This window comes from Pseudomonas sp. SWI44 (assembly GCF_002947915.1).
In the GTDB taxonomy this organism is placed as follows: Bacteria; Pseudomonadota; Gammaproteobacteria; order Pseudomonadales; family Pseudomonadaceae; genus Aquipseudomonas; species Aquipseudomonas taiwanensis.
The window spans coordinates 1,811,928-1,837,755 of record NZ_CP026674.1 but is presented as its reverse complement, the minus strand read 5'-3'; the positions used below and the strand labels follow the sequence as shown (position 1 = coordinate 1,837,755).

At 64.2% G+C, this 25,828-nt stretch carries 22 protein-coding genes; 8 read left to right on the top strand and 14 right to left on the bottom strand.

The features are described 5' to 3' along the window. Positions 1-65 precede the first annotated feature (65 nt). The 6 genes from cobG (at position 66) to C4Q26_RS08740 (ending at position 5,968) form a co-directional block, all read left to right on the top strand. On the top strand, positions 66-1,397 hold the full coding sequence (cobG, locus tag C4Q26_RS08765) for a precorrin-3B synthase (protein WP_027907984.1): 1,332 nt from the start codon (positions 66-68) through the stop codon (positions 1,395-1,397). Beyond that, positions 1,390-2,016: a precorrin-8X methylmutase gene (locus tag C4Q26_RS08760; protein ID WP_023378535.1), complete on the top strand. Its 627-nt coding sequence runs from the start codon at positions 1,390-1,392 to the stop codon at positions 2,014-2,016. Before cobG ends, C4Q26_RS08760 begins: the two co-directional genes overlap by 8 nt. Beyond that, positions 2,016-2,747: a precorrin-2 C(20)-methyltransferase gene (locus C4Q26_RS08755; RefSeq protein ID WP_177429830.1), complete on the top strand. Its 732-nt coding sequence runs from the start codon at positions 2,016-2,018 to the stop codon at positions 2,745-2,747. Before C4Q26_RS08760 ends, C4Q26_RS08755 begins: the two co-directional genes overlap by 1 nt. Further along, complete coding sequence (gene cobJ, locus C4Q26_RS08750; protein ID WP_104882998.1) at positions 2,735-4,441, top strand: precorrin-3B C(17)-methyltransferase; 1,707 nt, start codon at positions 2,735-2,737, stop codon at positions 4,439-4,441. The genes C4Q26_RS08755 and cobJ overlap by 13 nt, the downstream gene beginning before the upstream one ends. A 116-nt stretch (positions 4,442-4,557) precedes the next feature. Next, on the top strand, positions 4,558-5,241 hold the full coding sequence (locus C4Q26_RS08745) for a hypothetical protein (RefSeq protein WP_023378538.1): 684 nt from the start codon (positions 4,558-4,560) through the stop codon (positions 5,239-5,241). Positions 5,242-5,311: 70 nt separating this feature from the next. Further along, a complete protein-coding gene (locus C4Q26_RS08740) occupies positions 5,312-5,968 on the top strand; it encodes a hypothetical protein (protein WP_104882997.1) in 657 nt (218 codons plus the stop codon). Here the strand turns inward: C4Q26_RS08740 and C4Q26_RS08735 are convergent. From C4Q26_RS08735 to leuS, 13 genes are all read right to left on the bottom strand, one after another. Next, a complete protein-coding gene (locus tag C4Q26_RS08735; RefSeq protein ID WP_023378540.1) occupies positions 5,965-6,561 on the bottom strand; it encodes a MarC family protein in 597 nt (198 codons plus the stop codon). The genes C4Q26_RS08740 and C4Q26_RS08735 overlap by 4 nt on opposite strands. Before the next feature lie 79 nt (positions 6,562-6,640). Then, a complete protein-coding gene (locus C4Q26_RS08730) occupies positions 6,641-9,412 on the bottom strand; it encodes a hybrid sensor histidine kinase/response regulator (RefSeq protein WP_023378541.1) in 2,772 nt (923 codons plus the stop codon). Between the two features lie 135 nt (positions 9,413-9,547). After that, entirely contained in the window at positions 9,548-10,843 is a 1,296-nt protein-coding gene (gene purD, locus C4Q26_RS08725) for a phosphoribosylamine--glycine ligase (RefSeq protein ID WP_023378542.1), read from the bottom strand. A gap of 182 nt (positions 10,844-11,025) precedes the next feature. Beyond that, on the bottom strand, positions 11,026-12,633 hold the full coding sequence (gene purH / locus C4Q26_RS08720) for a bifunctional phosphoribosylaminoimidazolecarboxamide formyltransferase/IMP cyclohydrolase (protein WP_104882996.1): 1,608 nt from the start codon (positions 12,631-12,633) through the stop codon (positions 11,026-11,028). An 81-nt stretch (positions 12,634-12,714) separates the two neighbouring features. Further along, positions 12,715-13,035 carry a DNA-binding transcriptional regulator Fis gene (gene fis / locus C4Q26_RS08715; protein ID WP_011535876.1) on the bottom strand — a complete coding sequence of 107 codons (321 nt, stop codon included), beginning with the start codon at positions 13,033-13,035 and terminating at the stop codon, positions 12,715-12,717. Beyond that, on the bottom strand, positions 13,032-14,045 hold the full coding sequence (dusB, locus tag C4Q26_RS08710; RefSeq protein WP_027907988.1) for a tRNA dihydrouridine synthase DusB: 1,014 nt from the start codon (positions 14,043-14,045) through the stop codon (positions 13,032-13,034). Before dusB ends, fis begins: the two co-directional genes overlap by 4 nt. 176 nt (positions 14,046-14,221) lie before the next feature. Then, positions 14,222-15,562 (bottom strand): DUF3426 domain-containing protein, encoded by a 1,341-nt coding sequence (locus C4Q26_RS08700; RefSeq protein WP_104882995.1) that lies wholly within the window; start codon positions 15,560-15,562, stop codon positions 14,222-14,224. A gap of 42 nt (positions 15,563-15,604) precedes the next feature. Next, positions 15,605-16,483, bottom strand: a complete 879-nt coding sequence (gene prmA / locus C4Q26_RS08695; protein WP_104882994.1) for a 50S ribosomal protein L11 methyltransferase — start codon at positions 16,481-16,483, stop codon at positions 15,605-15,607. A 185-nt stretch (positions 16,484-16,668) separates the two neighbouring features. Beyond that, positions 16,669-17,985 carry a lytic murein transglycosylase gene (locus C4Q26_RS08690; RefSeq protein WP_104882993.1) on the bottom strand — a complete coding sequence of 439 codons (1,317 nt, stop codon included), beginning with the start codon at positions 17,983-17,985 and terminating at the stop codon, positions 16,669-16,671. 60 nt (positions 17,986-18,045) lie between these two features. Next, on the bottom strand, positions 18,046-18,210 hold the full coding sequence (gene arfA / locus C4Q26_RS08685) for an alternative ribosome rescue factor ArfA (RefSeq protein WP_023378548.1): 165 nt from the start codon (positions 18,208-18,210) through the stop codon (positions 18,046-18,048). A gap of 163 nt (positions 18,211-18,373) precedes the next feature. After that, positions 18,374-19,411, bottom strand: coding sequence for a DNA polymerase III subunit delta (holA, locus tag C4Q26_RS08680; RefSeq protein WP_027907991.1), 1,038 nt, complete (start codon positions 19,409-19,411; stop codon positions 18,374-18,376). 39 nt (positions 19,412-19,450) lie between these two features. Then, on the bottom strand, positions 19,451-20,056 hold the full coding sequence (lptE, locus tag C4Q26_RS08675; RefSeq protein WP_023378551.1) for an LPS assembly lipoprotein LptE: 606 nt from the start codon (positions 20,054-20,056) through the stop codon (positions 19,451-19,453). Positions 20,057-20,117: 61 nt separating this feature from the next. Beyond that, positions 20,118-22,724 carry a leucine--tRNA ligase gene (gene leuS, locus C4Q26_RS08670; protein WP_023378552.1) on the bottom strand — a complete coding sequence of 869 codons (2,607 nt, stop codon included), beginning with the start codon at positions 22,722-22,724 and terminating at the stop codon, positions 20,118-20,120. A 226-nt stretch (positions 22,725-22,950) separates the two neighbouring features. Between leuS and C4Q26_RS08665 the strand changes: the two genes are divergently transcribed. Together C4Q26_RS08665 and C4Q26_RS08660 are read left to right on the top strand one after the other, a co-directional pair. Next, a complete protein-coding gene (locus tag C4Q26_RS08665) occupies positions 22,951-23,265 on the top strand; it encodes a hypothetical protein (protein ID WP_023378553.1) in 315 nt (104 codons plus the stop codon). Between the two features lie 131 nt (positions 23,266-23,396). After that, the gene (locus tag C4Q26_RS08660) at positions 23,397-24,158 is read left to right on the top strand and encodes a YdcF family protein (protein WP_027907992.1); all 762 of its coding nucleotides are present in this window, start codon (positions 23,397-23,399) and stop codon (positions 24,156-24,158) included. Positions 24,159-24,310: 152 nt separating this feature from the next. Here the strand turns inward: C4Q26_RS08660 and lnt are convergent, their stop codons facing one another. Next, the gene (lnt, locus tag C4Q26_RS08655) at positions 24,311-25,828 is read right to left on the bottom strand and encodes an apolipoprotein N-acyltransferase (RefSeq protein ID WP_023378555.1); all 1,518 of its coding nucleotides are present in this window, start codon (positions 25,826-25,828) and stop codon (positions 24,311-24,313) included.

The following is a 25,828-nucleotide window of genomic DNA, read 5'->3' as shown; positions in this document are numbered from 1 at the left end:
TTTCATGCCGCCGGACAAAGCAGGCATAATACCGCGCCTTCTACACTCAAGCGCATTTTCGCAGATTGCCGGACGCCCCATTGAAGCAGCCCAACGCCCCCGAAGTTTCACCCCGTCCCTCGGCTTGTCCGGGGTTGTGGCGCATCGTCAGTGCGCTTGACGGTGGAATCTGCCGGATCAAGTTGCCCGGTGGCCTGCTGCTGGCCGACCAGGCCGAAGCCGTTGCGGCGGCAGCCGAGCGTTATGCCGGTGGTGTGATCGAGGCGACCAACCGGGGCAACCTGCAGATTCGCGGCATTGGCCGCGATCCGAGCGGCTTGATCGACAGCCTGCTGGCTGCCGGGCTCGGCCCGCGCGAGGCAGCTGGCGACGATGTGCGCAACGTCATGCTCAGCCCTCTGGCCGGGCATGACCCGGCAATGTTGCTGGATGTGCGGCCCTTGGCGCTGGAGATCCTCCAGATGCTGGAAAGCACCCCGCGCCTGCATCAGCTCTCCGCCAAGTTCGCCGTGCAGCTCGATGGCGGCGAGGGCCTGGCCATGCTTGAGCATCCACACGACCTGTGGCTGTCGGCCGTGCGCCTGGAGCATCGCACCTGGTTGGCGTTTGGCCTGGCGGGCAGCCTGGTCGATGGGCAAGTGCTGGGCGCCGTGCCGGTGGCGCAGGGCTTGGCCCTGGTGCGTGCCGTGCTGGAGCGCTTCCTCGACCTGGCCAGCCCCGAGCAGTCGCGTATGCGTCAATTGCTGAAAAGCTGCACGCCCCAGGCGTTCATCGATGGGCTCGGACTGGATATCCGCCACGATGCCGCCGTGCTGAGCTGGAGGCGGACAGGCCGCGCCAGTCCCCGGCTGGGCGTTCTACCCCAGGCCCAAGGCATTGCCCTGGGCGTTGCACCGCCGCTGGGGCGACTGACACCCCACATGCTGCGCGGCGCCGCAGAGGTTGCCCGCGAAATGGGCGATGGCAGCCTGCGCATGAGCCCTTGGCAAAGCCTGGTGCTGACCAGTATCGCTGCCGACCGCAGCGATCAGGCGCTGGCGGCGCTCGCAGCCACCGGCCTGTTGTGCGACAGCCAGGCTCCCCTGGCCCGAATCACCGCCTGCACCGGTGCCAGCGGCTGCGCCAAGGCCCAGGCCGAAACCAAGGCCGATGCCGTTGCCCTGGCCTCGCTGTTGCGCCCAGGCGCTCCTGGCAGCGTGCATTTGTCTGGCTGCCCGCGATCCTGCGCCATGGCCCACGTCGCCCCAGCCACGCTGCTGGCCCGCTCGCCGGGCCGTTATGACCTTTACCTGCGCGATGCGCGCCTGCCGGGCTTCGGTGCCCTGCGCGCCGCCAACCTCACCTTGAACGAAGCAGGCGCCATGCTCGACCTGCCGACGGAGCACCTTGATGATTGACTACATCCGCGATGGTCAGGAGATCTATCGCAATTCCTTCCGGATCATCCGTGAGGAGGCCCGGCTCGAGCGGATTCCCGCAGATCTCGAAAAGCTCGCCGTGCGGGTGATTCATGCCTGTGGCATGGTCGACGCCATCGATGGCCTGCAGTTCTCCGAAGGCGCGGGCCGCGCCGGGCGCCAGGCCCTGGCCAACGGTGCGCCGATCCTGTGTGACGCGCACATGGTGGCCGAAGGCATCACCCGTGCGCGCCTGCCGGCCAACAACCAGGTGATCTGCACCCTTCGCGACCCAAGCGTGCCGGGCCTGGCCAAGGATGCCGGTAATACCCGCTCTGCCGTGGCGCTGGAGCTGTGGCGGCCTTACCTTGAGGGCAGCGTGGTGGTGATCGGCAACGCGCCGACCGCCTTGTTCTATCTGCTGGAGATGCTCGACGCTGGTGCACCGAAGCCTGCGTTGATCCTCGGTTTCCCGGTCGGCTTCGTCGGTGCCGCCGAATCCAAGGCGATGCTTGCCGCCGACAGCCGTGGCGTGCCGTTCGTGATCATGCAGGGCCGCCTGGGCGGCAGTGCGATGGCCGCCGCCGCGGTCAACGCCCTGGCCACGGAGGTGGAGTGATGACGCCGCGCGGACGTCTGCTGGGCCTGGGCGTGGGCCCTGGCGACCCTGAACTGATCACCGTCAAGGCGCTGCGCCTGCTGCGCGAGTCGCCCGTGGTTGGCTACTTCGTGGCCAAGGGGAAGCGTGGCAATGCCTTCGGCATCATCGAGGCGCACCTGCAACCTGAGCAGACCTTGCTGCCGCTGGTGTACCCGGTGACCACCGAAGCCTTGCCAGCACCCTTGTCCTACGAGCAGGTGATCAGCGATTTCTACGACGAAGCCAGCGTACAGGTGGCCGAGCACCTGGATGCCGGCCGTGACGTGGCGGTGATCTGCGAGGGCGACCCGTTCTTCTATGGCTCGTACATGTATCTGCACGACCGGCTGGCCGAGCGCTACGACACCGAAGTGATTCCGGGGGTGTGCTCGATGCTAGGGGGGGCTTCGGTGCTGGGTGCTCCCCTGGTGTACCGCAACCAGAGCCTGTCGGTACTGTCTGGCGTGTTGCCGGCCGAAGCGCTCAAGCGCCGCCTGGCCGACGCCGACGCAGCGGTGATCATGAAGCTTGGCCGCAACTTCCCCAAGGTGCGCGAGGTGCTGGCTGAACTGGGCCTGGACGGTCGTGCGCTGTATGTCGAGCGCGCGACCATGGCCAATCAGAAGATCGTGCCGCTGGATGAGGTCGATCCGCAGTCGTCGCCGTACTTCTCGTTGATTATCGTGCCGGGTGAAAAATGGCAGGGATGAACATGCACAAGGCGCCTGCGATCATCCTTCTGGGCCCTGGCAGCCTGGCCACGGCGCAGCGGATCAAGGGGCTTTACCCTGGTGCTGCGATCCATGGCCTGAGCGGGCGGGTCGAAGGCACCGACCATAGCTATGCGTCGTTTGGCGACACCTTGCGTGGTTTGTACCAGCAGGACACGCCGATCATCGCGCTGTGCGCGGCCGGCATCGTCATTCGCAGCCTGGCCAGCATGCTCACGGAGAAAGGCGTCGAGCCGCCCGTGCTGGCGGTCGCCGAGGATGGCAGTACGGTGGTGCCACTGCTGGGCGGTCTGGCCGGGGTCAATGTCATGGCCCGCGAGATTGGCGAGGCACTGGGTGTGCCTGCGGCGATCACCACCAGCGGCGAGTTGCGATTCGGCACCTGCCTGTTGAACCCACCCGAGGGGTATGCGCTGGCGGACATCGAGCAGGGCAAGCGTTTCGTTTCGGACCTGCTGGCTGGCGAGACGGTACGTGTCGAAGGCGATGCCCCGTGGCTTGCGCAGGTTCAGCTGCCGGCCAGTGAGTCCGCGCAGCGCATCATTCACGTAGGGTGCGAGGCGCGTCCGGCCAGCCGTGATGAATTACTGATCCACGCCCGCTCGGTAGTGGTCGCCATCGAGTCCGTTGGGCCGGCTCTGGTCGAGCAGGTGCGTGCTGCCTTGGGGGCTGCAGGCATCGCCGAGCCGTCACTGGCCTGCTTGCTGGTGGCCGAGCAGGCCATGGCAGAGCCGTCCCTGCATGAGGCCGCGCAGACGCTCGGCGTTGCGCTGCGCTTCGCCCCGAGGGTGTCCGGCCTGGCGGACCTGGCGAGTGCTGCCTTGCCTGGAGCACGCCTGATCGAACAAGGCGGTGTGGTCATCGCGTTGGCCCCGTCGCCCGTGGATGTCACCCAGGTCGGCCGCCCCCGTGGCCGCCTTGCGGTCATAGGACTGGGGCCTGGCGCCGCCGAATTGATGGTTCCCGCGGTCAAGGCTGAACTGGCCCGCGCCCAGGATGTGCTTGGCTACGAGACCTATGTGCGCATGGCCGGCCCCTTCCGTGGCGACCAGATTCTGCATTGCACCGACAACCGCGAAGAGATGCAGCGTGCTCGCCACGCCTTCGAACTGGCCGCCCAGGGGCGCTCGGTGGTGGTGGTGTCGTCGGGCGACCCAGGGGTATTCGCCATGGCTGCCGCCGTACTGGAAGCCCTGCACGAATCGACCGACCCGGCCTGGCATCGCGTGGACCTGGAGATCCTGCCGGGTGTGTCCGCTTCGTTGGCCACTGCCGCGCAGGCTGGCGCGCCGTTGGGGCACGACTTCTGCGTGATGTCACTGTCGGACAACCTAAAGCCCTGGTCGATCATCGAGCGACGTCTGGACCTGGCGGCGCAGGCCGACCTTGTCCTGGCGTTCTACAACCCCATCTCGCGCTCGCGACCTTGGCAGTTGGGGCGTGCCCTGGAGATCGTGCGTCAGCATCGGGAGGGGAACACGCCTGTAGTCCTCGGTCGCGACGTTGGTAGGCCCGGGCAGACGCTCAAGGTCGTACCTTTGGCCGAACTGGTGCCAGAAATGGTCGACATGCGCACCATGGTATTGATCGGATCCTCCACCACCTGCACCTTCGAGCGTGCGGACGGGGGGCTGTGGACCTACACCCCGCGCTGGTACGGCAGCAAACCGTAAGCGGTTGGAACAGCTGCCGTCGAGGAAGCATTTCAGGCAGGGCAAGGTGTCTGGCGATCGGTAGGTTTGTGGGTGGGCCGCAAGGGCTCACCCCCCCTATCACGGAGATCCGCCACATGACCGCCACCCGCGAGAAACAGACACTTCAACTGCTCGCCGACGAAAACCTGTTCGTGTTCAGCGACAACGTCACCGAGCTCGTTCGCGAAGCCAGTCGCGACAGCCATGCCCTGGCCACCCAGGCCGCCAACAAGAAATATCACCCCACCAAGGAGGTGGAGGCCTGGTTCGAAGAATACCTGCGGATCATGGGGGCGACGGGTTGGACGGCACTCAAGTACGAAGTCAACAAGGTTACGGAGTCCGGGTCGTACGTCGAGATGAGCAACCTGTTCTACCAGGGGCTTCAGTCTGCATACGGGTCGGCGACCGGCGATATCAGGCAAAGCCTCAAGGACCTGGGTGGCGCCGTCATGGAGGCGCTTCAGGACAGCAAGATCATCAAGCTCCTGGGTACCCGCACGCGTGAAGACGACCGGGTGAGCATCAGCCTGTGCAAGTGCGCTCAATCGGAAAGTGGTGAGGTGGTCATGTTGGTCTGCGCCCTGCAGAACGATGAACTTCCCGACAGGAAAGGCGAAACCCTGCTGGGCAAATGGGAGCACCGTGGCGCCACGACCTATGCCTGCGCCGCTTCGCTGAGCTTCAGCCGCCGCCGTTACAACAATGCCCGCGAACTGATCGAGCTGAAACTCGATGCCAAGGCGCGTGAAGTGCTGGCTGAACTCAAACTCGACTGATTTGCGGGGCGGGACATCGGGACTGGCTTTCCGATGTCCCGCCCGGTATGCGACCTGGAGGTACTGGAAGATGTCTGACCTGAACCCTTTATCGTTATGCGGCACGGTTGTCGAAAGCAGCATCATGCCGTTTTCTTCCGATGTCAGCCGTGAGGCGCGAGAGGACATTCTGTTGGTGGTCCGCTTTGCACACCGTGTGGCGACGGAGGAGAAGGAGGAACCGCTGTGTCTGGACTGGTTTACCAACTACCGGCGCAAACTGTGTTTTCTTGGATGGGATGCGACGCCTGCGCCTATCGTAAGACACCCAGGCCCAAGCCGAGAGCGGATACTGGAACGGGCATTGTCGCGAATCGGGCAAGTGGGTAGGCCGGAGCACCTGGCTGTCGCGGAACGGTCCATCCTGGCATTGCAGCGCGATCCGACGTTGATCAAGCGCTTCGAAACGCGGATGAGAGAGCAGAACAAGACCCAGATTCAGCTGATGCCTTGTGTGCGCAGAGCGGGTGACGTCTACGACATGGTGCTGTTCCACATGGAGATGCTCGAACTGGACAGCTACAAGAACCTCTTGTTCGCCAAGGGGGAGTTGAAAATGGCACTTCATGCACACAGTGCCGAATTGATACGGTTCAACCTGCGTTTGTTCAGGGACCAGCACAAGCAGTTGGTCTTGTCGCGGGTGCTGTCCAAGGATCGCCAGCTTATCGAGGACTTGAAGCTCTAGGGCAACAGATAACCTTTGATTCCGGTAAAGATGATCTGCGCCGCAAGGGCGCAGACGAACAGCCCCATCAGGCGACTGACGATCTGCAAGCCCTGGTCACCCAGAATCCGCTCGATGCTGTTGGAGAGGTACAACACCAGGCCGACGGTGAAACTGGCCAGGGCGATGCTGACGATGGCCAGCAGCTTGTCGTCCCAATGCGGTTGGCCCACGCCCATCACCAGCAAGGCACCGATGGTGCCGGGGCCAACGGTCAGGGGGATGGTCAGTGGCACGATGGTCACGTCTTGTTGCACGTTGTCGGCCTGCACCGCCGGCTTGCCCTGGGCCATGCCCAATGCCGAGATGAACAGCACGCTGCCGGCGCCGATGCGGAAGGCGTCGGCCGTGATGCCGAACACCCCGAAGATCACCCGCCCGAACAGGTACAGCAGCACGCTGGCGACCAGCGCGGCGAAGGCCACGCGCCATGCCAGTTGCTTGCGTTCCTTGCTGGAATAGCCGCGGGTCAGACCGATAAAGCACGACAGCACGAAGAATGGGCTGTAGAGCACGAGCATCTTCAGGTAGACGCTGAACAACTCATGGAGCATGGCAAGGTCCATGGCAGGAAGGGTGTGGGGAGTGTATCAGCGCCCCCATCGCCCGTGTAGGCGCGACAGGCCCTGCACATCACGAGGTATGCGCAGTATCCGCCTGGGCCTCACGGTTGTTCGCCCAGTACTGGATCAGCTCGCGCAATTGCGAGAGCTCCACCGGCTTGGCCATGTGCCCGTCCATGCCAGCGAGGCGCGCACGCTCTTTGTGCTCGGCCAGAATATGCGCGGTCAATGCCACCACCGGCGTGCGCTGGCGTTGGTTGGCGGCCTCCCACGCGCGCAGTTGCTGCGTCGCGGAGAACCCGTCCAGTACCGGCATCTCGCAGTCCATCAAGACCAGGTCGTAGCGCTGTGCCTTCATGGCTTGCAGGGCTTCTTCGCCGTTACTGGCGGTATCTGGCTCCAGGTCCAGCTTGCCGAGCATACCTCGGATCACCTTGGTCGAGATGCTGTTGTCCTCGGCCACCAACACGCGGAAATCGCGGGGCAGCTCAAGTGCTGGCGCCGCGCCGGGCATCGGTATGGACACGGCCTGTTCGCGGCCGCGTTGCGCCAGTTCCTCGGCCAGGGTGGTCTTGAGCGTGTAGCCCGCCACGGGCTTGGCCAGGATTCGCTTGACCCCGGCATTGCGGGCAATGACCTTGCTCGGTGCATTGCTGATGCCGGTGAGCATCACCACCAGGATGTCGTGGTTCAGGCTCGGGTCTTCCTTGATCTTGGCGGCCAGCTGCATGCCGGTCATGCCAGGCATGTTCTGGTCCAGCAGCACAGCGTCGAAGTAGTCGCGCAGGTGCGCCTTGGTGCGCAGCAGGGCCAGCGCCTCCTTGCCCGAAGGCACGGCGCTGACATTCATGCCCCAGGCGCTGCATTGCTGCACCAGGACCTTGCGGCAGGTGTCGTTGTCGTCGACCACCAGCACCCGGGCATCGCGCAGCGGGCCGTCGAGGTCGGTGGGCGGTTGTTCGAGTCGCGAAGGGTCCAGCGGCAAGGTCAGCCACAGGGTGTTACCCATGTTGGTGCTGCTCTTGATGCCGAACTCGCCCTGCATCATGCCGATCAGCTGCTTGGCGATGACCAGGCCCAGGTGGCCGCCCAGCTTGTTGCTCGACAGGAAGTGATGACTGTGCAGCTCGGCCTGCAGCAGGGCTTCGCGCTCTGCGGCCGGCAGTGGCTCGCCGCTGTCCTGTACGGCGATGCGCAAGCGTGGTGCCTCGCCGCGCTGGTCCAGCGCCACCACCAGCAGGATCTCGCCCTGGTCGGTGTTCTTCAGGGCGTTTTCCAGCAGGCTCGACAGTGCCTGGCGCAGGCGGGTCGGGTCGCCGCTGATGACGCGTGGCACCTGCGGCTGGGTGAAGCTGATCAGCTCGATGTTCTGCTGTTCGGCCTTGGCCCTGAAGATGTTCAGGCAGTCTTCGATCAAGGCATTGAGGTCGAACTGCACATCGTCCAGCTCGATCTGCCGCGACTCGAGCTTGGAAATGTCGAGAATCTCGTTGATCAGGGTCAGCAGTTCGTTGCCGGCGCTGTGGATGGTCTGCACGTAGTCGCGCTGCTTGACCGACAGCGGCGTGCCTAGCAGCAGCTCGGTCATGCCCAGCACGCCGTTCATGGGGGTGCGGATCTCGTGGCTGATCTTGGCCAGGAACTCGGCCTTGGCATTGATTTCGGCATCGCTGGCAGCCAGCGCGCGGCTGGCGCTGAAGCGTTCCTCGCTCATCCGGCGCAGGCGTTCGCTGACGGCCAGGTTGAGCAGCAACCCGCTGGCCACGGTCATGGCCATGAGGATGCACAGCAGCCAGGGGGTCGAGGTGCGGGTCAGCCCGAGCAGTGCCGGAAGCAGTACCAGGCCGCAGAGGTTGTAGATCACCATGGCGAGGCTGAACAGGCGCGCTGGCCCATAACCCTTGTACCAGTGGTAGCTGCTCACCAGCAGCATGCTTACGCTGCCCAGCGACAGCAGCGCATAGGTCATCAGGTTCAGCGGCAGGGTATCGACGAACAGCAGGACCAGGCCGCTGACCGCCGTGACCAGTATCTCGCCCTGCAACAAGCGGTTGAGCCGTGGCGAGCTGCAGGGGGAAAAGAAATGCTGGGTGAAGTACAGCCCGGCCAGCCCTGCCAGGACCAGGGTCAGGTAGGCCGCCGGCGTCTGCGCGCTATGCCACAAATGCCACCATGGGCCGCTGAGGTTCAGCAGAATCAGGCCGCTGAGCAGCATCAGGCCGTGATACAGGGCCAGCACCAGGGTGGTGCTGGAGCGGGTGTAGAGGAAGCGGATCAGGTTGTGCAGGATGAGCATCACCAAACCGCCGAACAGCATGCCGAACAGCAAGGGCTGAGCCTGGTCGGAGGCTGCTACCGCGGCGGGCTCCAGGCTGATGGCCGGGCGCAGCTGGTGCTCGGAGACCAGGCGCAGGTAAATATCCAGCGGCTGCTGGCGGTTGGGCAGAGGTAAGACATGGTCGCTGCCGCGCAGGGTCGGGCTGGCGTTGCCGGCCTGGGGGCCATGGTGCAGCTGACGGAGCAATTGGTCGCCGTCGAGGGCATAGAGGTCGAGGCGTGAGAGGTCCGGGGCGAACACCCGCAGCAGTTGTTCCTGGTCGCCAGGCTCCAGCCGGTAGTGCAGCCACAGGGCCTGTTCCGCGGGCGCGGCATCCAGGTCGCCGAGGGCGATGGGGCTGAACTGGCTGCGGTAGCGATCGGAGCGCACATCGCTCAATTGCAGGTTGGCCTGTTCATCGAGCAGAACCGACCAGCCTCCGCCTTGTTCGGCCGAAGCCGGAAGCAGGCAGAGCAAGGTCAGCAAGCTGACGATCAGGGCTGTGGCAATCCGAAGCCGACGCACGACGAAATCCCTTCTTAGCTGATGTGCCGGGTATTAACTATGCGCGGCGCGCCAAGTCGAAGGCAAGGCCTTGGCCAGAGCCTGTCGACGAGCCGAAGGCCGTGGGCGCAGGGCACCACGGCGATTCGGTAATGCTTACTGCTGGTGCTCACCGCGCTCGCGGGCAATGGCCCGGTAGCCGATGTCGGTCCGGTAGAAGCTACCGTTCCAGCTGATTTCCTTGGCCAGGCGGTAAGCCTGCTGCTGAGCGTCGGCAACCGTGCTGCCCATCGCCGTGGCGCAGAGCACGCGGCCACCGTTGGTCACCACTTGGCCATCCTTGAGCGAAGTACCGGCGTGGAACACCTTGCCTTCGATCTTGGCCGCTGCTTCCAGGCCGCTGATCACGTCGCCCTTGGCGTAGTCGCCTGGGTAACCGCCTGCTGCCAGCACCACGCCCAGGCTCGGGCGCGGGTCCCACTGGGCCTCGACCTTGTCCAGGGCCTTGGCGAAGGCGGCCTCGACCAGCAGCACCAGGCTCGACTCCAGGCGCAGCATGACCGGTTGGGTTTCCGGGTCGCCGAAGCGGCAGTTGAACTCGATGACCTTGGGGTTGCCCGCTTTGTCGATCATCAGGCCTGCGTACAGGAAGCCAGTGTAGACGTTGCCTTCCTCGGCCATGCCCCGCACGGTCGGCCAGATCACCTGCTCCATCACACGCTGGTGCACCTCGGCAGTGACCACCGGGGCAGGGGAGTAGGCACCCATGCCGCCAGTGTTCGGGCCGGTGTCCTTGTCGCCGACGCGCTTGTGGTCCTGGCTGGTGGCCATTGGCAGCACGTTCTGGCCGTCGACCATGACGATGAAGCTGGCTTCCTCGCCGTCGAGGAACTCTTCGATCACCACGCGCGAACCCGCGTCGCCGAAGGCGTTGCCGGCCAGCATGTCACGCACGGCGGCTTCGGCTTCTTCCAGGGTCATGGCGACGATCACGCCTTTGCCTGCAGCCAGGCCGTCGGCCTTGATCACGATTGGCGCACCCTTCTCCTTCAGATAGGCCAGGGCAGGCTCGATCTCGGTGAAGTTCTGGTAGTCGGCGGTCGGAATCTTGTGACGGGCGAGGAAGTCCTTGGTGAAGGCCTTGGAGCCTTCGAGCTGGGCCGCGCCCTTGGTCGGGCCGAAGCAGTCCAGCCCACGGCTGCGGAACAGATCGACCACACCGATAACCAGCGGTGCTTCAGGACCGACGATGGTCAGGTCGACGTTCTTCTCGGCGAAATCGGCCAATTGCTCCAGGGCACAGACGTCGATGGCGACGTTCTCGCACTTGGCTTCGATGGCGGTGCCAGCGTTGCCTGGGGCAACGAAGACTTTCTCGACGCGTGGGTCCTGGGCGACTTTCCAGGCCAGGGCGTGCTCACGGCCGCCGCTGCCGATGATCAAAACTTTCATGTCAAAACCTCGAAATCTGTCGAACGAGAGTGGTTGCCTCTCGCTTTGCGAGGTCGCAGTAAAGCAGGTGGATGCAAGGCGAAGCCGGTTCCGATGAGCGTAGTTGCCTTCTGGCAATGAGCATCAGCGGAACCGGCCCCAACGCAGCAGATACCTGCTTCAGTGCGGCCGATTGCCGTAAATCAGTGGCGGAAGTGGCGCATGCCGGTGAAGACCATCGCGATGCCGGCTTCGTCAGCAGCAGCAATCACCTCGGCATCACGCATCGAGCCACCGGGTTGGATCACGGCGCTGATACCCACTTTAGCCGCATTGTCGATGCCATCACGGAACGGGAAGAACGCATCCGATGCCATGACCGCACCCTGAACCTGCAAGCCGGCATGCTCCGCCTTGATGGCGGCGATACGGGCGGAGTTCACGCGGCTCATCTGGCCAGCACCGACACCGATGGTCTGACGCTGCTTGGCGTAGACGATGGCGTTGGACTTGACGAACTTGGCCACTTTCCAGGCAAACACCAGGTCATGGATTTCCTGCTCGGTCGGGGCGCGCTTGGTGACGATCTTCAGGTCATCGGCGGTGATCATCCCGATATCGCGGCTCTGCACCAGCAGGCCACCGTTGACGCGCTTGAAGTCCCAACCGGCGGCGCGCTCGGTAGGCCACTCGCCACACTCCAGCAGACGCACGTTCTGCTTGGCGGCAACCACTTCACGGGCGGCCTGGGAAATTTTCGGCGCGATGATCACTTCGACGAACTGACGGTCGACGATGGCTTTGGCGGTTTCGCCGTCCAGCTCGCGGTTGAAGGCGATGATGCCGCCGAAGGCCGACTCGGTGTCGGTGGCGTAGGCCAGGTCATAGGCCTTGCGGATGCCGCCTTCGTCTTCAGGGACGACGGCCACGCCGCATGGGTTGGCGTGCTTGACGATGACGCAGGCTGGCTTGACGAAGCTCTTCACGCACTCCAGCGCGGCATCGGTGTCGGCCACGTTGTTGAACGACAGCTCCTTACCCTGCAGTTGGAGGGCGGTGGAAACGCTGGCCTCGCCTTTCTTGGCCTCGACGTAGAACGCCGCGCTCTGGTGTGGGTTCTCGCCGTAGCGCATTTCCTGGGCCTTGACGAACTGGCTGTTGAAGGTGCGCGGGAATTCGCTGCGGCCTTCGGTGCTCAGGGTCTCTTTGGCCTGGTCGATGGTGCCCATGTAGTTGGCGATCATGCCGTCGTAGGCGGCGGTGTGTTCGAAGGCCTTGAGCATCAGGTCGAAGCGCTGGGCGTAGGTCAGGCCACCGGCCTTGAGGTTCTCAAGGACGCTGGCGTAGTCGCTGGCGTTGACCACGATGGCCACGTCCTTGTGGTTCTTGGCGGCCGAACGGACCATGGTTGGACCACCGATGTCGATGTTCTCGATGGCGGTTGGCAGGTCACAGCCCGGCTTGGCGATGGTGGCTTCGAACGGGTACAGGTTGACGGCGACCAGGTCGATCGGCTTGATGCCGTGCTCGTTCATGATGGCATCGTCGATGCCGCGGCGGCCCAGGATGCCGCCGTGGATTTTCGGGTGCAGGGTCTTGACCCGGCCATCCATCATTTCGGCGAAGCCGGTGTAGTCGGCCACTTCCACCGCGTTCACGCCGTTGTCCTTGAGCAGCTTGTAGGTGCCGCCGGTGGACAGGATCTCGACACCGAGCTGTTGCAGCTCACGGGCGAATTCGAGGATACCGGTCTTGTCGGAGACGCTGATCAGGGCGCGGCGGACTGGCAGGCGGGTAGTCTGGTCGGTCATTTCGGGTTCCAATAACGCGGTGGAGTCAGCAAAAAAGGCGTCCCTTTGCAGAGGCCGCCTTTTCTGATTGGGATTCTGGCTTTACAACAAGTCGTACTGCTTGAGCTTCTTGCGCAGGGTGCCACGGTTGAGTCCGAGCATCTCGCTGGCCTTGGTCTGGTTGCCCTTGACGTAGTTCATCACGCATTCGAGCAGGGGCGCCTCGACTTCAGAGAGCACCAGGTTGTACACGTCCGTAACGGTAGCGCCTTCCAGGTGGGCGAAGTAGTTGTGCAGCGCCTTCTCGACGCTGTCGCGAAGGGTCTGGCCCTCTTCGCTCGGCGTGTTGAGGTGCTGTTTGAGGTTGGCGTTGTCGCTCACGGGCGTTGTTCCACTCACTAATGTCTCGGTCATCATCGTCATGCGGCCACCCCTTGTCCGTCCTCTGTCTCAAGGCTCTGTCGACGCTCGCTGAAAAAGGCGCGAACGTTGGCGCACTGCGCTTGTGTGTCTTCCAAAGCGTTGAACCGGGAGCGAAACTCCTTGCCACCGGGTCTTGTTGCCAGGTACCAGCCGACGTGCTTGCGGGCGATACGTACGCCCATTACATCGCCATAGAAGGCATGCAGCGCGGCCAGGTGCTCCAGCAGGATGCGTTCCACTTCGTCCAGCGTGGGGGCTGGCAACTGCTGGCCAGTCCTCAGGTAATGCTCGATCTCGCGAAAGATCCAAGGCCGCCCTTGGGCAGCCCGGCCAATCAACAGGCCGTCGACGCCGGTGGCGTCCAACACCGCCCGGGCCTTTTCTGGCGAAGTGATATCGCCGTTGGCGAAAACCGGGATCGACACCGCCTGCTTGATGGCAGCGATGGTGTCGTATTCGGCTTCGCCGGTATACAGGTCGGCGCGTGTGCGGCCATGTACCGCCAGCGCCTGGATGCCGGCCTGCTCGGCGATTTTCGCCACGTTCAGGCCGTTCTTGCTCGCCCGGTCCCAACCCGTGCGAATTTTCAGCGTCACCGGGACATCCACTGCACCGACTACGGCGTGGAGGATCTCGCTGACCAAGGCTTCATCTCTCAATAAAGCAGAGCCTGCGGCTTTGTTGCAGACTTTTTTTGCCGGGCAGCCCATGTTGATGTCGATGATCTGGGCGCCAGCTTCGACGTTGGCCCGGGCCGCCGCTGCCATCATCTGCGCGTCACCCCCGGCGATCTGGACCGAGCGAGGCTCGGGATCGCCTTCATGGATGCGGCGCAGGCTGGACTTGCGGCTGTTCCACAGGCTCATGTCGCTGGTCACCATTTCCGATACCACCATGCCTGCGCCCAAGCGCTTGCAAAGTGTGCGGAAAGGTTGGTCCGTAACCCCGGCCATAGGAGCAAGGATCAGGTTGTTTCGCAGTGTATAAGGGCCGATGCGTACCGCCGACATAGGTGTTCCCTGTTGTGGGGCCGAATCATTGGAGTCCGAAAAAGGGTTGGCATGATACCCGCTCTCGGTGACCGGATAAAGATGGATTTGGATAAAATCTGAACAGCTGCGGCCTTATGCCCGAAGGTTTGCGACAGCAGGCCAGCGCCGGCAAGATGCCGGCCCGACACCGCCGGTCACTCGGGAGAGCGGAAGCTGAGGCTGTAGTTCACGGCCTTGGGGCCCGGGTCGAGAATGTCCAGGGCGATGTGGATCGGGGTCTGGCTGGGCATTTCGCCACGCCCGGCCAGCTCCCCGGAGAGGTACTCGCTGGGCTTGAAGCGACGGCTGGCGATCAACTGGCCGTTGAGGTCGGCAAAGCGCAGCTCCAGCAGCGGGAATGGCTGCGCGAAGGGCGCGCGGTTGTAGATGATCGCATCGACGATCAGTGCACCCTTGAAGTCGGGGTGGCTGCGCACCACAAGGTTGCTGCTCTTGATGCGGGATATGTCGACGCGGGTCGGCACCTCGCAGCCCAGCAGCGGGCAGACTTGCTGGAACCAAGGACGGTACTGGTCCTGGCGGGCCATCTCGTCGAAGTGGTACCAGATGTACTGGAAGGCCAGCAGGCCTGCGGCCACTAGCGTCAGTAGGCCCCACAAAAGACGTTTGCCCCAGTTGGGTCGGGGTTTCTCCCAGTCCAGTTGCAGCGGGTCGTCGACCACATCGACCAGGGGTTCCTTGCGCGCCGGGCGCTCGGCCTTGGCGACCAGGTCGGGTTCGATGCGCTCGCCCGGCACCGGCTCGAACGGTTCGTCGTCACGGGCCGACAGGTGCAGGTCGGTGTCGTCATCGTCACGGGCGCTCAGGCCTTTGACGTGGACTTCATCCTCGGCTACCGAGAGCGGCTCGCTGAAGGTCTCTTGCGGCTCGACCTCGGTGCTTGAGCGCGCTGGCGGTTCGTCGTCGAAATCCAGGTCCAGGGTCGTGCCCAGGGTCGGCTCGGTGCGGTCGCCGGGTTCAGGCTCCCGTTCCAGTGGCTCCTGCTCCAGCAAGACGGGGGCAGGCTCGGCCGCAGCTTGGGGTTCGAGCGGTTCAGGTGGTTCGTCGATGGCGTTGCCGAACGGCTCGTCTGCCAGATCGGGCGGGGCGGGCTCGTCACGACGGGCGTGCAGTGCCCTGTCGCTGTTCGGGATGTGTGGCTCTGCCGGTTGGCCACGTCGCTCGAGTCGGGCCAGTTCCTGGTCCAGGTCGAGTGCGTCCAGCGCTTGCGCGGTGGCAGCCCAGTCTTGCGGCTCGGCAGCAGGCTCGCTGACCGGCGGTAGCGGCGCGAGAGCAGGTGCCGCGACAGGCTCTGCTGGCGGTACGGGCGCGCGAGCGGCGCCAGCACGGTTTTGCTCCAACAGTTGCTTGGCCGCATTGAACACCTGCAGGCAGTGGCCGCAACGTACTACGCCGCGCGCCACGCTCAACTGGTGATGGGTGACGCGAAAGCTGGTTTGGCAATGCGGGCACTGGGTGACGAAACTGTCGGTCATGCGGCAATCCGGGAGCTGTGCAGAGACTTATTCTAGGCCTGCCTATCGGCGGCGACCACTGATGAGCACCCAGCCGTCACGGACGACGATCGGGTCCAGCTCGAAGTCGGCGGCGTAGGCAGCGGCCACTTCTTCGCCTTGCTCGGCGAGAATGCCCGACAGGGCCAGCAGGCCACCTGGACGAACCAGGCCAGACAACTGCGGTGCCAGCGAAACCAGCGGGCCGGCCAGAATGTTGGCGACCAACACGTCGGCCTGCATGGCCGGCATGTCTTCAGGCAGGTACAGGGCCAGGCGCTCATCGGCGATGCCGTTGCGCTGGGCGTTGTCGCGCGAGGCCTCCAGGGCCTGTACGTCGATGTCGGTGCCGACTGCTTCACGGGCCCCCAGCAGCAGCGCGGCGATGGCCAGGATGCCCGAGCCACAGCCGAAATCCAGCACCTGGGAGTCTTTGAGCTGTTGGCCATCGAGCCATTCCAGGCACAGGGCGGTGGTCGGGTGGGTGCCGGTACCAAATGCCAGGCCGGGGTCGAGGAGCAGGTTGACCGCGTCTTTCTCGGGCGCCTCGTGCCAGCTTGGCACGATCCACAGGCGCTGGCCGAAGCGCATCGGCTGGAAGTTGTCCATCCAGCTACGCTCCCAGTCCTGGTCCTCGATCACTTCGGCGTGGTGCTCGGGCAACGTATCGCCGGTCAGCAGGCGCAGGTGGGCGAACACATGCTCCGGCTCGGCGTCGGCTTCGAACAGGGCCAGAAGATGGGTGTGCGACCACAGTGGGGTGGTGTTGAGGTCGGGCTCGAAGATCGGTTGATCCTCGGCGTCCATGAACGTCACCGAGACGGCGCCCACTTCGAGCAGGGCGTCTTCGTAGGTTTCGGCTTGTTCCGGGCTGATGGCCAGGCGTACTTGCAGCCAAGGCATGGCGGGCACCTTTGGTAAATCGACAGGGGCAGCCCGAGGCTGCGCGAAGGCTGGCAGTTTACGCGAGTGCGGTGGGTTTGTGGATGACTTGCGGGCTAATCGGCGGCAAGCAGACGCCTACGGATACACACGTGCGCTGTAGGAACCGGCCTGCCGGCGATGGAGTGCAAAGCACTCCTCCAGAATCACTGCTGACGCAGGCTCTCGAGCAACTTGTGCGTCGGATACCCATCCGCCGGCCATCCCAGCCCTTGCTGGGCATTACGAATGGCCTTGCGGGTGTTCGCGCCAATGATGCCGTCGGCATTGCCTGCTTCATGGCCGCTGGCGTTGAGCAGGTTTTGCAGTTCAACGCGCTCGGTCCGGCTCAGCGGCAGGTCTTCCTTCGGCCAGCTGCCGGCGATGAAGCCCCAGCCACTGAAACGGTCCCCCAGCAGGCTCACGGCCAGGGCATAGGACGACGAGTTGTTGTACTTGAGGATCGCGCGGAAGTTGTCCAGGACCAGGAACGCCGGGCCGCGTGCGCCGGCCGGCAGCAGGAGTGCGGCAGACAGCTGGTTGCTGCCCGAAGGCAACTGCGTGCCGGCGGGCAGTTTCACGCCCATCTGCAGCCACTCGTAGACAGGCTTGCGCAGCGCGCCATCAGCTTGCCAGTAATCGAAGTCGGCCGGCAGCTGGACCTCGAAGCCCCACGGTTGGCCGCGTTTCCAGCCCGAGCTCTGCAGGTAGTGAGCGGTGGAGGCCAGGGCGTCGGGGGTGCTGTTCCAGATATCCCGGCGGCCATCGCCGTCGAAATCCACTGCATGGGTGTTGTAGGTGGTCGGGATGAACTGGGTCTGGCCCATGGCACCGGCCCAGGAGCCGCGCATGGCGTCTGGCTGGATGTCGCCGTTCTGCAGGATTTGCAGGGCAGCGATCAGTTGGTCCTGGGCGAACTGTGGGCGGCGGCCTTCATAGGCCAGGGTAGCCAGCGAGCGGATCACCGACTTGTTGCCCTGGAACTGGCCGAAGTTGCTCTCCATGCCCCATACCGAGACCAGCACCTGGCGGTCGACACCATATCGTTGCTCGATGCGGCTCAACAGTTCGGCGTTCTGCTCCAGCAGCTTCTTGCCGTTGCGTACGCGCAGCGGCGACAGGGCACCTTCGAGGTACTCCCATACCGGACGGGTGAATTCAGGTTGGCTGCGGTCAGCCTTGATCACGTCCATGTCTGGCGTCACGCCAAGGAATGCACGGTCGAAGGTGTTGGCCGCAATACCGGCTTGCAGGGCTTGCTGGCGGAAACCGGCCTGCCACTGGGCGAAGGTTTGCAGAGGCTGGATTTCAGTGCTGACGTCAGGCGTTGCGGTAGGCAGCGTGACTACCGGGGCGGGCTGGGCGGGTGCCAGCGGCAGGGCGTCGGCGGCGGTGGGTTTCTCCGCGCAGGCGACGAGCAGGATGAGGCTGGATGCCACGATCAGTTGGCGGGTTTTCCAGCGAGGGCGAAGACTGAGAAGCATGCACAGATCCAGAATTGCAGGTCAGGTGCCGACCATACCATGCCTGCGCTCGCGATGCTTTCATGCTGCCAAAAAGTACGAAGCCTCCCAATCTCTCGATTGGAAGGCTTCGCGGCGGTAGCTGCCTTTGCCCTTGTTCGGTCGTTCTTGTCGGCATCGGAACAGGGGCTGGGCGACGATGGACTTGGCCTTGTTGGGCCCGTGCTTTTTCGGCTTTTTGCTCATGGTGCAATTCCCGTTGGGGTGGGTGTCGGGGCGCACTGTAGGCCTGTGGGCAGGGTGAGGCCAATTGATTGTGTTTATGGTCCGGCGGCCTATCGCCGTGGTTCGTCGTCGCGGCAATCTGGTACCTGGCGGGTGTGCAGGAGCTGCGTGTCGGCCAAGAGGCTCATTCGGGGGGCAGGACCAGACGCTGTCCGGCCATCAACAGCGATAGCCTGGCAAGCCCCGTCCATGGCGAGCCCTCGGCCTGGCCCTTGATCTGCGCATCGATACGCTGGGCGTCCTGCAGCAATTGCGCCCAACGCTGCGCGGAGAGACGCTGCAGGGCCTTGCTGACCAAGGGGCGGCGTTTGTCCCACACGGGCGGTCGCGCCTGGCTGAAGGCCTTGTCCAGCGGCACGCCTTGGCTGAACTGCTGCGCCAGGCCCGCCAGCAACCGCAACTCGCGGGCCAGCGCCCAGAGGATCACGGGTGGCTCGACACCTTCGCCACGCAGGCCTTCGAGCATGCGCAGGGCGTGGGCTGCCTCGCCATTGAGAATGGCATCGACCAACCCGAATACGTCGAAGCGGGCGCTGTCGGCAACTGCCGCCTGCACGGTTTCGACGGTGATCTGGTTGCCTTCGGCGAGCAGTTTGAGCTTTTCGATTTCCTGGGCGGCGGCCAGCAGGTTGCCCTCGACCCGTGCGGCGATCAGGTCGACGGCATCGCGCTGCGCCGACAGGCCAGCCTGGGACAGGCGCTGATTGATCCACTGTGGCAGTTGCTGAGTATCCACCGGCCAGATCTGGATGAACTGGCAGTGGGGCCCTTCGATCAGCGCCTTGCCCCATTTGGTCTTCTGCGCGCTGCCGTCCAGCTTGGGCAGGCTGATCAGCAGCAGGGTGTCCTCGGCAGGTTTGGCGCAGTACTCCATCAGCGCGCTGGCGCCCTTGTCGCCGGGCTTGCCCGAGGGCAGGCGCAACTCCAGCAGGCGGCGCTGGGCGAACAGGGAGAGGCTGGCGCCCGCCTGGAGCAGGGTGCCCCAGTCGAAGTTGGCGTCGGCACTGAACACCTGGCGTTCGTCGAAGCCTTGCTGACGGGCTGCGGTACGGATGGCATCGGCGGCCTCCTGGCACAGCAGCGGATCGTCACCGCTGACCACGTAGACCGGCGCCAGGGCACCTTGCAGGTGCTTGTTGAGTTGGGCGGGGGAGAGCTTCATGGGAAACAGGCGGGGCACCCTGGGGCGCCCCGCACGGGCTTAGTTGCCCGGAACTTCCAGCGGCGATTGCTGTGGCGTCTCGGCCTGCTGGCGGCGAGCGGCCTCCAGTGCGGCGGCTTCTGCCTTGGCGCGTTCGTCGGCTTCCTGCTGCAACTGGTCAAGCTGCGTCGGCGTCAGCATCTGCAGGCGCACGACCATGGCTTGCACCAGGTCGCGACGCATCTCGGTGCGGGCCTGTTCGGCTTCCTGGTCGGAACCTGTGATGTTGGAACCGTCGTGGATGTAGATCTTGCGGACTTCCAGCTTGTCGCTGAGCAGTTCGAGGTTGTTCAGGCCCAGGATGCTGTAGTCCAGCTCGGTGGTCAGCTCGTATTCGGCCGAGCGGTTGCCACCGCTGTAGGTCGCGGCGCGCTGGCTTTCTTTCTCGTTGGTCAGCACCAAGCGGTAGGGTGCGCCTGCGTGAACGTTGACGCCACTGCGCTGCAGCACTTCGCGCAGCTGGGTCACGGTCTCGCCGTAGGCGTTGCGCGCGCTGACGTCCATCTCTTTGACGCTCAGCTCGGTGGTACCGGTGCCGCGCAGCTGGAAACCACAGGCGCTGAGCACGACGGCCAGGCCTATTACCAGCAGATTGCGTTTGATCATGTTGTTGCTCCCTTGTGAGCCGATTCCGCCCGCCCGCATAGGCTGCGGGCGGGCGTTGCCATCAGTTGGCGACGATGTTGACCAGCTTGCCCGGTACCACGATGACCTTGCGGATGGTCAGGCCGTCGGTGAAGCGCAGGACGTTCTCGTTGCTGCGGGCTGCGGCTTCGATCTCCTCGCGGCTTGCGGCGGCCGGCATTTCCACCTGGCCACGCAGCTTGCCGTTGACCTGGACGACCAGGGTCACGGTGTCCTGCACCAGTGCGCTTTCATCGACAACTGGCCAGCTGGCGTCGATCACGGCCTGGTCATGGCCCAGTGCCTTCCACAGCTCATGGGAGATGTGCGGGGTGATCGGGGCCAGCAGCAGGGTCACGGCTTCCAGGCCTTCCTGCAGCAGGGCGCGGTCCTGTTCGGTGGCCTGCGGGGCTTTTTCCAGTACGTTCATCACGGTCATCACCTGGGCGATGGCGGTGTTGAACTTGTGGAACTGGCCGACATCATTGCTGGCCTGCTTGATCGCAGCGTGGATGGCTCGGCGAATGACCTTCTGCGCGTCGTCCAGGGCGGCGACATCCAGCTTGCCCGGCAGACCCTGGGTAACGTGGGCCTGGGCCAGACGCCAGACACGGCGCAGGAAGCGGCTTGCGCCTTCGACGCCGGAGTCGGACCACTCCAGGCTCATGTCGGGCGGCGAGGCGAACATCATGAACAGGCGGCAGGTGTCGGCGCCGTAGGCTTCGATCATCGACTGCGGGTCGACGCCGTTGTTCTTCGACTTCGACATCTTCTCGGTGCCGCCGATTTCAACCGGCAGGCCATCGGTCTTCAGGCGAGCGCCGATGATCTTGGCCTTGGCATCACGCTCGACTTCGACGTCGGCCGGGTTGAACCAGTCCTTGCCGCCGTTGCTGGCAACGCGGTAGTAGGTCTCGGCGACCACCATGCCTTGGGTCAGCAGGTTCTTGAACGGTTCGTTGGAGGTGACCAGGCCTTCGTCGCGCATCAGCTTGTGGAAGAAGCGCGCGTACAGCAGGTGCAGGATCGCGTGCTCGATACCGCCGATGTACTGATCGACTGGCAGCCAATGGTTGGCCGCTTTCGGGTCGACCAGGCCCTTGTCGTAGTTGGGCGATGCGTAGCGGGCGAAGTACCAGGAGGACTCGACGAAGGTGTCCATGGTGTCGGTTTCGCGCTTCGCTGCGGTGCCGCATTTCGGGCAGGTGCACGCATAGAACTCGGGCATGCGCGCCAGCGGCGAACCAGCGCCGTCCGGTACCACGTTCTCCGGCAGGACGACCGGCAGTTGGTCTTCTGGTACTGGCACGTCGCCACAGGATGGGCAGTGGATGATCGGGATCGGGCAGCCCCAGTAGCGCTGGCGGCTGATACCCCAGTCGCGCAGGCGGAACTGAGTGCGCGATTTGCCCAGCTCCTTGCGGATCAGGGCTGCTTCGATGGCGTCGAATGCGCCCGCGAAGTCCAGGCCGTCGAACTCGCCGGAGTTGATCAGCTGGCCGTGTTCGCCATAGGCCGCCTGCCATTCGCTGCCGACTTCGTCGCCAGCGCTGGTGCGTACCACTGCCTTGACTGGCAGGTTGTACTTGTGGGCGAACTCGAAGTCGCGCTCATCGTGGGCTGGAACAGCCATTACAGCGCCGTCGCCGTAATGCATCAGCACGTAGTTGGCGACCCAGACCGGCAGCTTCTCGCCGGTCAGCGGGTGCTCGACCAGCAGGGAAGTGGCCATGCCTTTCTTCTCCTGGGTGGCCATGTCGGCTTCGGCAACGCTGCCGCTCTTGCATTCGTCGATGAATGCCTGCAGCGCCGGGTTGCCCTGGGCGGCCTGGGTGGCCAGCGGGTGCTCGGCGGCGACGGCGACATAGGTGGCGCCCATCAGGGTGTCCGGACGGGTGGTGAAGACCTTCAGGGTACCTTCGTGGCCGATGCTCGCCTGGTCGTAGGGGAACTGCACTTCCATGCCGCGCGACTTGCCGATCCAGTTGCGTTGCATGGTCTTGACCTGTTCAGGCCAGCCCGGCAGCTCGTCGAGGCTTTCCAGCAGCTCGTCGGCGTAGTCGGTGATGCGGAAGTAGTACATCGGGATTTCGCGCTTCTCGATCAGCGCGCCCGAACGCCAGCCACGGCCATCGATGACCTGTTCGTTGGCCAGTACGGTCTGGTCAGCCGGGTCCCAGTTCACGGTACCGTTCTTGCGGTAGATGATGCCTTTCTCGAACAGGCGGGTGAACAGCCACTGCTCCCAGCGATAGTAGTCGGGTTTGCAGGTGGTGACCTCACGTGCCCAGTCGATGGCCAGGCCCAGGCTCTTGAGCTGGGTCTTCATGTAGTCGATGTTTTCGTACGTCCACTTGGCCGGCGCGACGTTGTTCTTCATCGCGGCGTTTTCCGCGGGCATGCCGAAAGCATCCCAGCCCATCGGTTGCAGGACGTTCTTGCCCAGCATGCGCTGGTAGCGGGCAATCACGTCGCCGATGGTGTAGTTGCGAACGTGGCCCATGTGTAGCTTGCCGCTCGGGTACGGGAACATCGATAGGCAATAGTAGGTGTCTTTGCCTGGCTGTTCGGTAACAGCGAACGATTGTTGCTCGTCCCAGAACTTCTGGGCGGCGGCTTCGATATCACGGGGCGTGTATTGTTCGTGCATGGCTACTTTTGGCTGAGAGAGAAGAGACCTTGTTCCAGGCAGCGGAACCTCGCTGCGTCCGGCACTCCGGTGTCGTGAGCGTGAACGCCGTAGCATACAGCAGCGCCGCACATCGTGGGAAACCCTGATTGCGAACGTCCGCTGGTCGCAGGGGTCGGCTGCTTTTTACAGTGACGCTAAGCTCATGGTTGGGGGGAGATATTCTTATCTTCAATGAGGTGAACGGATGGGAGAGACGCAGCTACCCGCAATCAAACCGGAGCTTTACGAACGCCTGATCGACCGTCTTGGGCTGGCGCTGGAAGTTGCCAGGACCTCGGTACGATTGCGCGACGAGATGCCCGCCGAGCTGGAACTGCGCGGCTTGAGCCATGCAGAGTTCGAAGTGATCAAGGCCTACCTGGAGTCGCTCCCGGAACGCCGAAATGCCTGCGTTGGCGCATACCCGCAAGCGGAGCCGGCCTCGGCAAAGATCATCTGGCTCAAGGACAAGCGACGCTCCACCGGCACGGCAAGATCCAGGACGCTGCCAAATCGTTAGCCGTTCAGGATTAAAGGCGCAGGCCATCGTGCGCCGGTGCTTCGATATACACCCTATGATCGGCGTCGGTCGCACTCTTGTTGCCCGACGCCGATCCTCTTAGGCTGCACGCCTTCCATGGAGGTGTGCCAATGCCGATTCGATTCTTCATCAAACAATGGTTGATGCCACCCGGCATCCTGTTCCTGCTCTTGCTGGCTGCCTGGTGGCTGCGTGCCAGGCGCCCGCGCCTAGCGGCGTTGTGCTTTGCTGTCGGGCTCGGAGGCTTGTGGTTGATGAGCCTGCCTGCGGTGGTGCAGGAGTCGGCGCGTTTGCTGGAGACCGAACCGCCTCTGGCTGTTGGTGAATGGGCGGGCCTGGCGAGCCGGGCCGATGCCATCGTGGTACTGGGGGCCGGGCGTGAACGGGGCGATCCGGCCTGGGGCGGTGGCGACCAGCCCAGCGCCTTGGCGCTGGAGCGCATGCGCTTTGCGGCGCGTCTGGCCAAGGCCTCTGGCCTGCCGGTGCTGACCAGCGGCGGCTTGCACTACGGCACGCCGCCGAGTGAGGCGCAGTTGATGGCCGACCGGTTGCAGGAGGACTTTGCCGTTGGCGTCAAATGGAAGGAAGAAGCCAGCCGTACGACCTGGGAGAATGCCCAGCTCAGCGCCCGGCTGCTTCAGCCTTTGGGTATTCGCCGGGTAGTGCTGGTGACGCAGGCATGGCACATGCAGCGCTCGCGCTGGAGCTTCGAGCAGGCGGGCTTCGAGGTGGTGGTGGCGCCGATGGGATTTCTTGGGCGTGATCATGCGCGGCCGTTTGGCGGGTTGCTGCCGGAGAGCCGGGCGGTGTGGCAAAGCGGGCAGTTGCTCAATGAGGCGGTGGGGTTGCTAGGGTATCGGTTGTTCTATTGAGATGGCCGTTCACCGGCAAACCGGCTCCAGCAGTGCCCCGCACGCGCTCGGCTCTTGCCCAGGGCTGTTGTTTCCAAGCCCCGAAGTTCTTGGATGGGCGCGGCCATGCGACGCGAAAGGGCTGCGCTGCAGCCCTCGCCTGTCCCGTGTCGTCAAACGGTCTTCGCGATCCGCCCGGCTGCCAACGCCCAACCCAGCAACAGCGCACAGACGATCGCCAGCGGCCACGAGCGCCATTGCAGATAAGGTGTCAGTTGCTGCATGGGCACCACCTCGCCATACAGGATCGCCTGCTGGAATTGCGGTATTTGCGCGGTGATCTTGCCGAATGGGTCGATCAGCGCGGTGACCCCGTTGTTGGTGGCCCGGATCATCCAGCGGCCAGCTTCCAGGGCACGCATCTGCGCCATCTGCAGATGCTGCAGCGGGCCGATCGAGGTGCCGAACCAGGTGTCGTTGCTGATGGTCAGCAACAGGTCGCTGCGGGCAGCCAGGCCGGCGGCGAATTCCGGGTAAACGACTTCGTAGCAGATGTACGGCGCAATCTGGTAGCCCTTGGCTTGCAGTAGCGGCTGGTCTTCAGGTCCCCGGGCGAAGTCGGACATTGGCAGGTTGAAGAACTCGATCAGCCCCCGAAGCATGTCCTGCAGTGGCACGTATTCGCCGAACGGCACCAGCTTTTGCTTCAGATACGTGCCATCGCCCTCACCGGTGACGGTGATACCGTTGTAGTAGCGGCGCTGGTGGTGCACCACTTGCCGCACAGGTACGCCGGTGATCAGCGCAGAATGCCGCTCGGCGGCAAAACGCCCCATCACGTCGATGTAGCCCTGCGCCTGGTCCTTGAGCACCGGTACGGCTGTCTCTGGCCAGACCAGCAGGTCCACGGGCTTGGAGGTGAAGCTCATGTCGCGGTACAGCGCCAGCTGTGCGTCGATATGGGCGGGGTCCCACTTCAGGTCCTGCTCGACGTTGCCTTGCACGGCAGCGACCTTGAGCGGGTCGCCGACCGGGGTGGTCCAGGCGTGGCCCTTGAGCGCAAGGCCCAGGCCCCAGGGTGCCAGCAGCAGCACGATGCCGACCGCCAGGAATGACGGGCGTGCCCGCAGACGCGGCAGGTTGCACAGCAGCGCAGCGCTCATGGCCAGAACGAAGGACACCAGCCACACGCCACCCAGCGGGGCAAGCCCGGCCAGCGGACCGTCCAGCTGGCTATAGCCTGCGTATAGCCACGGGAAACCGGTCAGGAACCAGCCTCGGAAGGCCTCTTGCAACAACCACAGCGCAGCAAAGCACAACGCATCGGCCAGGGGCGCTTCATTGCGCCGTAGCCAGCGCGCCCACAGCCATGTGGGCAAGGCGAAGAACCAGGCAAGCGCCGCGAAGAACGCCAGCAGCAGCAGAGTCGCCAGCAGCGGAGAAGCACCGCCATAGGTGTTCATGCTGACGTAGATCCACCAGGTGCCGGCACCGTACAGGCCGAAGCCGAAGCACCAACCGCGGCCCATGGCCTGGCGCGGGCTGAGCTCGCGCAGGCCGAGGTAGAGCAGGGCGATGGACACCAGGGCCAGCGGCCAGATGTCGAATGGCGCCAAGGCCAGGAGAGTGGAGGCGCCGGCCGCCATGGCCAGCAGGTTACCGGGCCAGCCGGGGCGGGTGATCCAACGCAT

What these genes read in the sequence shown, in the direction of transcription:
- C4Q26_RS08760 (WP_023378535.1), top strand. Translation starts at nt 1,390, where the DNA reads ATGATTGACTACATCCGCGATGGTCAGGAGATCTATCGCAATTCCTTC.
- C4Q26_RS08755 (WP_177429830.1), top strand. Translation starts at nt 2,016, where the DNA reads ATGACGCCGCGCGGACGTCTGCTGGGCCTGGGCGTGGGCCCTGGCGAC.
- cobJ (WP_104882998.1), top strand. Translation starts at nt 2,735, where the DNA reads ATGGCAGGGATGAACATGCACAAGGCGCCTGCGATCATCCTTCTGGGC.
- C4Q26_RS08745 (WP_023378538.1), top strand. Translation starts at nt 4,558, where the DNA reads ATGACCGCCACCCGCGAGAAACAGACACTTCAACTGCTCGCCGACGAA.
- C4Q26_RS08740 (WP_104882997.1), top strand. Translation starts at nt 5,312, where the DNA reads ATGTCTGACCTGAACCCTTTATCGTTATGCGGCACGGTTGTCGAAAGC.
- C4Q26_RS08735 (WP_023378540.1), bottom strand. Translation starts at nt 6,561, where the DNA reads ATGCTCCATGAGTTGTTCAGCGTCTACCTGAAGATGCTCGTGCTCTAC.
- purD (WP_023378542.1), bottom strand. Translation starts at nt 10,843, where the DNA reads ATGAAAGTTTTGATCATCGGCAGCGGCGGCCGTGAGCACGCCCTGGCC.
- purH (WP_104882996.1), bottom strand. Translation starts at nt 12,633, where the DNA reads ATGACCGACCAGACTACCCGCCTGCCAGTCCGCCGCGCCCTGATCAGC.
- fis (WP_011535876.1), bottom strand. Translation starts at nt 13,035, where the DNA reads ATGACGATGATGACCGAGACATTAGTGAGTGGAACAACGCCCGTGAGC.
- dusB (WP_027907988.1), bottom strand. Translation starts at nt 14,045, where the DNA reads ATGTCGGCGGTACGCATCGGCCCTTATACACTGCGAAACAACCTGATC.
- C4Q26_RS08700 (WP_104882995.1), bottom strand. Translation starts at nt 15,562, where the DNA reads ATGACCGACAGTTTCGTCACCCAGTGCCCGCATTGCCAAACCAGCTTT.
- prmA (WP_104882994.1), bottom strand. Translation starts at nt 16,483, where the DNA reads ATGCCTTGGCTGCAAGTACGCCTGGCCATCAGCCCGGAACAAGCCGAA.
- C4Q26_RS08690 (WP_104882993.1), bottom strand. Translation starts at nt 17,985, where the DNA reads ATGCTTCTCAGTCTTCGCCCTCGCTGGAAAACCCGCCAACTGATCGTG.
- arfA (WP_023378548.1), bottom strand. Translation starts at nt 18,210, where the DNA reads ATGAGCAAAAAGCCGAAAAAGCACGGGCCCAACAAGGCCAAGTCCATC.
- holA (WP_027907991.1), bottom strand. Translation starts at nt 19,411, where the DNA reads ATGAAGCTCTCCCCCGCCCAACTCAACAAGCACCTGCAAGGTGCCCTG.
- lptE (WP_023378551.1), bottom strand. Translation starts at nt 20,056, where the DNA reads ATGATCAAACGCAATCTGCTGGTAATAGGCCTGGCCGTCGTGCTCAGC.
- leuS (WP_023378552.1), bottom strand. Translation starts at nt 22,724, where the DNA reads ATGCACGAACAATACACGCCCCGTGATATCGAAGCCGCCGCCCAGAAG.
- C4Q26_RS08665 (WP_023378553.1), top strand. Translation starts at nt 22,951, where the DNA reads ATGGGAGAGACGCAGCTACCCGCAATCAAACCGGAGCTTTACGAACGC.
- C4Q26_RS08660 (WP_027907992.1), top strand. Translation starts at nt 23,397, where the DNA reads ATGCCGATTCGATTCTTCATCAAACAATGGTTGATGCCACCCGGCATC.
- lnt (WP_023378555.1), bottom strand. Translation starts at nt 25,828, where the DNA reads ATGCGTTGGATCACCCGCCCCGGCTGGCCCGGTAACCTGCTGGCCATG.